6 protein-coding genes, 1 tRNA gene and 1 pseudogene are annotated in these 8,206 nt (G+C 54.2%); 4 read left to right on the top strand and 4 right to left on the bottom strand.

From position 1 onward, the window contains the following. The 3 genes and pseudogenes from ACOYIE_RS07305 to argF all read left to right on the top strand — a co-directional run. Positions 1-347: pseudogene (locus tag ACOYIE_RS07305) on the top strand (acetylglutamate kinase); the annotation flags it as partial. Between the two features lie 16 nt (positions 348-363). Then, complete coding sequence (locus ACOYIE_RS07300) at positions 364-1,545, top strand: aspartate aminotransferase family protein (RefSeq protein WP_433411866.1); 1,182 nt, start codon at positions 364-366, stop codon at positions 1,543-1,545. Beyond that, entirely contained in the window at positions 1,546-2,457 is a 912-nt protein-coding gene (gene argF, locus ACOYIE_RS07295) for an ornithine carbamoyltransferase (protein WP_433411864.1), read from the top strand. It begins immediately after the preceding gene. A 48-nt stretch (positions 2,458-2,505) separates the two neighbouring features. On the opposite strand, the gene ACOYIE_RS07290 is transcribed toward argF, so the two are convergent. Both ACOYIE_RS07290 and ACOYIE_RS07285 read right to left on the bottom strand, forming a co-directional pair. Further along, entirely contained in the window at positions 2,506-4,272 is a 1,767-nt protein-coding gene (locus ACOYIE_RS07290) for a [FeFe] hydrogenase, group A (protein ID WP_433411863.1), read from the bottom strand. Next, the gene (locus tag ACOYIE_RS07285; protein WP_433411861.1) at positions 4,266-6,098 is read right to left on the bottom strand and encodes an NAD(P)-binding protein; all 1,833 of its coding nucleotides are present in this window, start codon (positions 6,096-6,098) and stop codon (positions 4,266-4,268) included. Before ACOYIE_RS07285 ends, ACOYIE_RS07290 begins: the two co-directional genes overlap by 7 nt. Positions 6,099-6,590: 492 nt before the next feature. Between ACOYIE_RS07285 and ACOYIE_RS07280 the strand changes: the two genes are divergently transcribed. Next, positions 6,591-6,666: transfer RNA gene (locus ACOYIE_RS07280), tRNA-Pro, on the top strand. 305 nt (positions 6,667-6,971) lie between these two features. On the opposite strand, the gene ACOYIE_RS07275 is transcribed toward ACOYIE_RS07280, so the two are convergent. Beyond that, positions 6,972-7,595 carry a hypothetical protein gene (locus ACOYIE_RS07275; RefSeq protein ID WP_433411859.1) on the bottom strand — a complete coding sequence of 208 codons (624 nt, stop codon included), beginning with the start codon at positions 7,593-7,595 and terminating at the stop codon, positions 6,972-6,974. Positions 7,596-7,930: 335 nt separating this feature from the next. After that, on the bottom strand, positions 7,931-8,206 hold a 276-nt coding region (locus ACOYIE_RS07270), incomplete at its 5' end, for a hypothetical protein (protein WP_433411857.1).

Below are 8,206 nucleotides of genomic sequence, written 5' to 3'. Positions count from 1 at the left end.
CGCAGGGGATTGACGATGAAACCAATTATAATATCAATGCGGATACGGCGGCTTCCAAACTGGCGGTTGCGCTTGGGGCCAAAAAGCTGATTCTGCTTACCGATGTGCGCGGCCTGATGCTGGATCCGAACGACGAATCGACGCTGCTGCCGCTGCTCAAGGTTTCGGAAGTGCCCAAGCTGATGCGCGACGGCGTGATCAAGGGCGGCATGATTCCCAAGGTGGACTGCTGCGTGGAGGCAGTGCGCAAGGGCGTTGCAGCGGCCAATATTCAGGACGGCCGCGTCAAGCATTCCATCCTGATTGAATTACTATCCAAAGTGGGCGTCGGCACGATGTTCCATTGAGAAAGAAGCGAAACGAATGACCTATCAAGAACTCAAGGCCGAGGAAAATAAATATGTCATGAATACCTACGGCCGGTTTCCGATTGCGCTGGACCATGGCGAAGGCGCGACGCTGTGGGATGTGGAAGGCAAGAAGTATATTGATTTGACTTCGGGCATCGGCGTGAACTGCCTGGGCTATAACAACCAGCAGATGATTGACGCAATGGATGCACAGGCGCATAAGCTGATGCACGTTTCCAACCTGTTCACAACGGCGCCGATGGTGCAGGTGGCGAAAAAACTGGTGGAAAAAACGCATCTGGGCGGCAAGGTATTTTTTGCAAACTCGGGCGCGGAGGCCAATGAAGGCGCAATCAAACTGGCGCGCAAATACTCGTTTGATAAATACGGAGAGGGAAGATATAAAATCGTTACGCTCGTCAATTCCTTCCACGGCCGCACGGTGACGACGCTGAAGGCGACCGGACAGGACAGATTTCACAACTATTTCTTCCCGTTTACCGAGGGATTCGATTACGCGCAGGCCAATGATTTCGATTCTGTGCGCCGCAAGGTGGACGATATGACCTGCGCGGTGATGATGGAGCTGATTCAGGGCGAAGGCGGCGTGCTGCCGCTCGATGCAGAGTTTGTCAAACAGGTAGAGGCGCTTTGCCGTGAAAAAGACGTGCTGCTCATCATTGACGAGGTGCAGACCGGCATCGGCCGCACGGGCAGCCTGTTCTGTTTCCAGCAGTACGGCATCCGGCCCGATGTGGTTACAATGGCCAAAGGCCTTGGCGGCGGTGTGCCGATCGGCGCGGTGATGGCGGCGGAGAGCTGCGCAAAAGTGCTGACCCCGGGAACGCATGCGACCACCTTTGGCGGCACGCCGATTGTATGTGCAGCCGCCAATGTTGTGCTGGACACGGTGGGGGATGGGCAGTTTCTTGCGCAGGTGCGCGAAAAGGGCGAATACCTGAAACAGGGAATTTTAGGCCTGGGCTCACCCAATATTCACGATGTGCGCGGCATGGGCCTGATGCTTGGCATTGTGGTGGACGAAGGCCGGCACAGCGCGTATGCGGGCAAACTGATTGAAAACGGTGTGCTGGCGCTGACGGCGGGCAGAAACGCCGTTCGCCTGCTGCCGCCGCTGACGATCTCCAAAGAGGAGATGGATGAAGCGCTGAAGATTATGAAAGAGGTGTTTTAAATGAAGCATTTGCTCAAACTGCTGGACTGCTCAACGGAGCAGGTAATCGGCCTGCTCGATCTGGCAGATCAGCTGAAATATGAAAAAAAGCATAATATCTCCCACCGTCATCTGGAAGGCAAGAGCCTGGGTATGATTTTCCAGAAATCCTCCACCCGTACCCGCGTTTCGTTTGAGACGGGTATGTATCAGCTCGGCGGCCAGGCGCTGTTCCTGTCCAACCGCGATTTGCAGATCGGCCGCGGCGAGCCGGTGCAGGACACCGCGCGCGTACTGTCCCGCTATCTGGACGGCATCATGATTCGCACCTATGCGCAGCAGGAAGTGGAGGACCTGGCAGAGTACGGCACGATTCCGGTGATTAACGGCCTGACCGATTTCTGCCATCCGTGCCAGGTGCTGGCCGATTTGATGACGATTCGTGAAAAGTTTGCCGTGCTGGAAGGCATTAAGATGTGCTACATCGGAGACGGCAACAACATGGCAAATTCGCTGATTGTCGGCGGACTCAAGACGGGCATGAAGGTATCTGTGGCAACGCCTGAGGGATACCGCCCGCATCCGGACGTGTTGGCGTTTGCCAATCCCAATCCGGACTTTTTCCTGACGGACGATCCGATGAAGGCCGCAGAAAATGCAGATGTGGTGATCACGGATACCTGGGCCTCCATGGGTCAGGAGGACGAAAAGGCAGTTCGTATGAGAGATTTCCAGGGATACCAGGTGAATGACGAACTGCTGGCCGCAGCCAAGCCCGGCTGCATGGTGCAGCATTGCCTGCCGGCGTATCGCGAGCAGGAAATCACCACCAAGGTGTTTGAAGCGCATGCGGACGAAATTTTTGAGGAAGCGGAAAACCGTTTGCACGCACAGAAGGCAGTCATGGTAACGCTGATGGGCAGCAAAGAATAAAAGAGCATAAGCGAAAGCGCATCGCCTTTTTGGCGATGCGCTTTTGGTTTATCTTAATTTTTTGTTTTGCGGCATTTCCCATGCAAAGTGGTTGCAATGGAGCAGATGCTCGGCCTTTTCAGAGCAGGGCGCGTCCAGATATTCCTGATACAACGCCTGCACAGCCGGATTTTCATGCGAAAAACGGATCTGCGCCTGCTCGTCCAGTTCATACAGCACGCTGCCGCGCGGCGCGGCTTTTTCACGGTCGCTGCCGTCTACCGGCTGACCGCCGCCGCCTGCGCAGCCGCCCGGGCAGGCCATGATCTCAACAAATTCATACTGCACTTCGCCGCGGTTGATCGCGTTCAGCAGCAGACGGGCGTTGCCAAGCCCGCTTGTGACGGCGCAGCGGACTGCCGTACCGCCCAGGTCAAAGGTGGCTTCGCGCCAGCTCCCTTCGCCGCTGGTGCGGGCGCGCACATCGCGGAAAGCGTCTGCGGGCGGGTTCTGTCCGTTGACAAGGAAATACGCCGAACGGAGCGCAGCCTCCATGACGCCGCCCGTTGCGCCGAAGATGACGCCGGCGCCCGAACCGTCGCCCAGCGGAGAGTCAAACGGAGATTCTTCCAGCAGAGGAACTTCCAGATGCTCGGCGCGTACCATGCGGGCCAGTTCGCGGGTGGTCAGCACCAGGTCTACATCCTGCCCGTATCCGGCAGACTGCATATCCGGCAGTTCACATTCGGCCTTTTTGGCAACACAGGGCATGATGGAAATGCTGTATATTTTGGCCGGATCGACGCCCAAACGGTATGCCAGCCAGGTTTTGATGACTGCGCCGAACATCTGCTGCGGAGACTTGGATGTGCTCAGGCAGCCGGTCATTTCCGGGAACTGCGATTTGAGAAAGCGAACCCAGCCGGGGCAGCAGGAGGTGAACATCGGCTGCGCGGCAAGGTCGCCGGCTTTCAGGCGCGCAAGCAGTTCGGTACCCTCCTCCATGATGGTCAGATCGGCGGAAAAGGTGGTGTCAAACACATAATTTGCGCCCATTTTACGCAAAGCAGATACAATTTGGCCGACCGTTGCCTCGCCCGATTCCATGCCAAAGGCCTCGCCCCAGGCGGTGCGGACCGCAGGCGCAATCTGCACAATGGTGATTTTATCCGGATCAGCCAGCGCGGCGAACGCCTTGGCGGTGTCATCCCGCTCGCGCAGCGCGCCGGTCGGACAGTGGGTGATGCACTGGCCGCACAGCGAGCAGTCCGCTTCCTTGATAAAGCGGTTTTCGGAAACGTCAATCGTTGTGCGCGAGCCCGAGCCGCTCACATTCCACACGGAGAGCGCCTGGATTTTGTCGCAGACCTGCACGCAGCGCATGCATTTGATGCACTTGTTGGGGTCACGGAACAGGGGGAAGGTCGTGGTCCATTCAGCCTTTTTGCCGCGCAGCAGATCGGCCGGATAGGGGTTGGTCAGTATGCCAAGATCGGTTGCGACCTTTTGCAGCTGGCAGGTGCCGGAGCGGGTGCAGGTGGCGCACTGGCTGTCATGCTGGGAAAGAATCAGTTCGACGTTGGTTCGACGCGCCTCCCGCACACGCGGGGAATTGGTGTGAATGACCATGCCTTCGCGCACCACGTTGTTGCAGGAGGGAACCAGCTTGCCTTCGCCCTCCACTTCAACGCAGCATACGCGGCAGGCGGAAATTTCGTTAATATCCTTCAGATAGCAGAGCTTGGGGATTTCAATATTGACAGATGCCGCGGCCTCCAGAATGGTTGTGCCTTCAGCGGCGGAAACGGGGATATCGTTGATCGTCAGGTTTACCATTTGGATGTACGACCTCCTTTGAAGATACCGTAGCCGAAGTGGTCGCAGCGCAGGCAGCGGGAGGTTTCCTGCTGGACCTCTTCCTCGGTCATGCCGCATTTCACCAGTTCAAAATTATCCACACATTCGGCAAGCGGGCGGTTTTTCAGCTCCACACGGCCGCAGGCGGGAGAATTGGTCAGGTGAGCGGGCGGGATTTCAACGTCGGTAGTGATAACGTGATGGAAGCCGAGGTGTGCGTCGATATTGGCGGCGGCAACCTTGCCGGCCGCAACGGCGCGGATGACGGTTGCAGGGCCTGTAACTGCGTCGCCGCCGGCAAACACATGCGGGGTGTTGGCGACAAAAGCGTCAGACTCCGCTTTGATCTTGCCGCGGACGACAGGCGTTACCTGCTCAAATGGCTTGGCGTCAATTGCCTGGCCGATGGCTACGATCACAATATCACACGGAATGCGGAACAGCGGCTGATGTGCGTCATGCGGCTTGGGCCGGCCGTCAGAGCCATATTCGCCGATGATTTGCGGACGGGTCCACAGGGCGGTTACACGGCCGTCGTCCCCGCACTCGATGTGGTCGGGCGCCTGAAGCGGCAGAATCTGACAGCCTTCGCTCTGAGCGTCTTCGATTTCTTCGGCCAGCGCCGTCATATCCGTTACGCGGCGGCGATAAACGCAGGTAACGGACTGTGCGCCCAGGCGGATGGCCGTGCGGGTGGCGTCCATCGAAACGTTGCCGCCGCCGATTACGCATACGCGGCGGTTTTTGAAATCGGGGATGCGGCCCTCGCCAATGTCCCGCAAAAGCTGCACGGCAGAAAAGACGCAGAAGCTGTCCTCCCCTTCGATGCCGAGTTTTTTATCGTTATGCGCGCCGATGGCGAGATAGACGGCATCATACTGCTGCTCAATATCGGCAAAGGGAATGTCCTTGCCGATAGAGGTATTGGTATGCACTTCAATGCCGGTGGACAGAATGAATTCGATATCCGCGTCCAGCTTATCCTGCGGCAGACGGTAATCCGGAATGCCGTAGCGCAGCATACCGCCGAGCTGCGGGCGCTGATCGTACACAACGACCTTGTGGCCCATCAGAGACAGGAAATACGCCGCGGACAGGCCGCCCGGACCGCCGCCGATCACCGCAATGCGTTTGCCGGTAGGCTCGGCGCAGGGGGGCGGGGTTTTGTTGGTGGCATGATCGCAGGCGAAGCGCTTGATGCCGCAGATATTGACGGCGTCATCCACCATACGGCGGCGGCAGCGGGCCTCACAGGGATGTTCGCATACATAGCCGCAGACGGTGGGGAAGGGGTTGTCCTTGCGGATAAGACGCACGGCGTCGTCGTATCGCCCTGCGCGGACAAGGGCGATGTATCCGGGAATATCCACGCCGGCGGGACAGAGCGCCACACAGGGCACGGGCTGATTCAGACCAAACAGACAGCGGCCGTGCTCAACGTGGGAAACGTAATCTTCACGGAAACCGCGGACACCCTGCAGCACCATACGCGCCGCTTCATAGCCGATGGCACAGTCTGCGGTGTCCTGAATAACGCGGGCGGTTTTTTCAATCAGATCAATGGTCTCAAGTGTGGCAGTTGAATCCAGCACACTTTCCAGCAGGGTGGTGAGCTGGCCGAGGCCGATGCGGCACGGAACGCATTTGCCGCAGGTCTGTGCATGGCACAGCCGCAGAAAAGAAAGCGCCATGTCAACCGGACACAGGCCGGGAGGGCTGGCGCTCAGCCGGCGTTCAACGTCCCTGTACAGGCCCTCGACAACGGTTTGGGCGCGGCCAGGGGTCTCAATGGATAATCTGCTCACGATTCAGGCTCCTTATATATGTATTTACGGTTTGGAAATGTGGAAAACCGCATAAAACCTGCAAAAGGAGGTTTTCTGAGCAGGAGAATCTTTCGGCCTGCTCAGGCGTTTGGGACTGCCTTGCTGCGCGGCAGCGGGAAAATGCTCACCGGACATGGCACAGCAAATAAAAGTCATATACAAAGGATAGCGCATGGCGGCAATAAAGTCAATTATTGTTATTTTATAGACAAAGACGGAGGGCGAACAGGGGATATTTGTTGCAATTTCACAAAAATATGCAAGGAGAGATGCGAAAATCTTTAGACAGAACAGGCGGTGGAAGATGAAAAAAGGAAGGCGGGTTACAGAATATATCGGTATCCTGCCGGGAAAAGAGAGCTGGCAGAAAAACCATCTTGACGGCAGGGCAGAAACCGTGTTAAACTAAATTAGTTACAGAGATGTGCCCAGCCTGGCGGGATGCTCTGCAGCGCATATAAAGCGGAATATCCGGGTGTAGCGCAGTTGGTAGCGCGCCTGCTTTGGGAGCAGGATGCCGCAGGTTCGAATCCTGTCACTCGGACCAAACAATGATAATCCGAACTACATTATCCAAGTGGGTAGTGTGTTCGGATTTATCATTTCTATTGAAAATGTGCTTTGATGGAAAAGAGCGAGGATTAGTTTCCAATGCTGTTCGTCTATGCACAGAAATTGTTCAGACAGCAACAATCAAAGAAGTTCCCACCCATTTTTGAAATGGGTGGGAACTTCTTTTTTCAAAAGGAAACAGAGATATTTTTTCCCAAGATATGTTGTTGTAGAAAACGGATGGAATTCCGTCCAGAGTCGGGTAAAAGCGTATTTATAGCAATAGTATCTATTTCCCAATCATTCACAAAACAGTTGCAATACCTTTTCTCCATTTTCCCACCATTGACCAACAAAGAGTGCAGATGCCTCCTGTCCTTCATAAGGAACAAGTTCATTTGTATTGGCATCGTAAAAGAATTCCACATCGGCTATGGAGTATGTTTCTCCGTTGAATACAATCTTTTCTTCGGTGCCATCCAAGACACATGAACCAATGCAGTCCTCACACACAATGTTCAATGTATTAGAACTGATAAATTTAGGCATCGGATAGTCCATCGATGCTTCTTTGATTGTGTTTTTGAATACACAATTACCGTTTACGGTTGTCCCAGAAAGAATTACTCTGGTAAACTGTTCTGCGGTACTGATAATATCACCGTTAAATTCGCAGTTCTCAAAAACGATAATTCCAAAATCTCCGCTGACTGTTACATCCTCATCAAAAACGAGATTTTCAACTATACGCTCTTCTTCTGCAGCCAGCTCAAATGTAAATTCCGTGGCTTTGCTTCTTCCGTTTTCTTCCTGTTGACTACTTGGATTATTGTCTGCCTGAGGTTGAGTGTCTTCACCACCGCTGCAACCAAACAGCGACATCAGCATAATCGAAGCAAGTGTCAGTGCTAAAATCTTTTTCATCTTAAGTCCTCCTTATAAAATAAAAAAGTGCGCAGCCGAAGCTGCGCACCGAAAAATGCAGAGCCTCGAATGCTGCGACACATCTTTTCACCGCCATACAGGTGCGAAAACAGAGGGTGCATTTTTACCAATGTAAAATGCACCTAATATGGCGAAAGTATTCAGATGTGTCGCAAAGTCAGTTTATCACATGACAGTAATATTTTCAATAGAGATTTTCGAGAAGTGGGAACAAGAAAACTTTCTTGCTCCCCCCACTTATTACTTACCTATTTTCTCTTTTTGCTTCCTGTTCTGCTTTCCACTCCGCAAACTCCCGTTGCCCTTCCTCGCTCTCAAAAAATGCCTGTATCTCTGGGAGCAGGACACGGGCCAAATCCATAGTTTGATGCCATTCCGCTACATGCTACATACTGCCCATAAGGGTAATACTTCCCCTTATGGGCAGAAACGCGAATACAGCAATGACATTCCCAGCGTTCGGATTTATCATCGGTCGGGGGACCAAACAATGATAATCCGAACCCATTCTCCAAATAGGGAATGGGTTCGGATTTATTATTTTCTACAGAAGCAATTTCCAGGGAATCTACAGAACGTATACCTTTAGA

Origin of the sequence: Agathobaculum sp. (assembly GCF_050946325.1) — a bacterium.
GTDB lineage: Bacteria > Bacillota > Clostridia > Oscillospirales > Butyricicoccaceae > Agathobaculum.
Note: the sequence above shows the minus strand (reverse complement) of the source record. Positions and strands in the feature narration are given on the sequence as shown.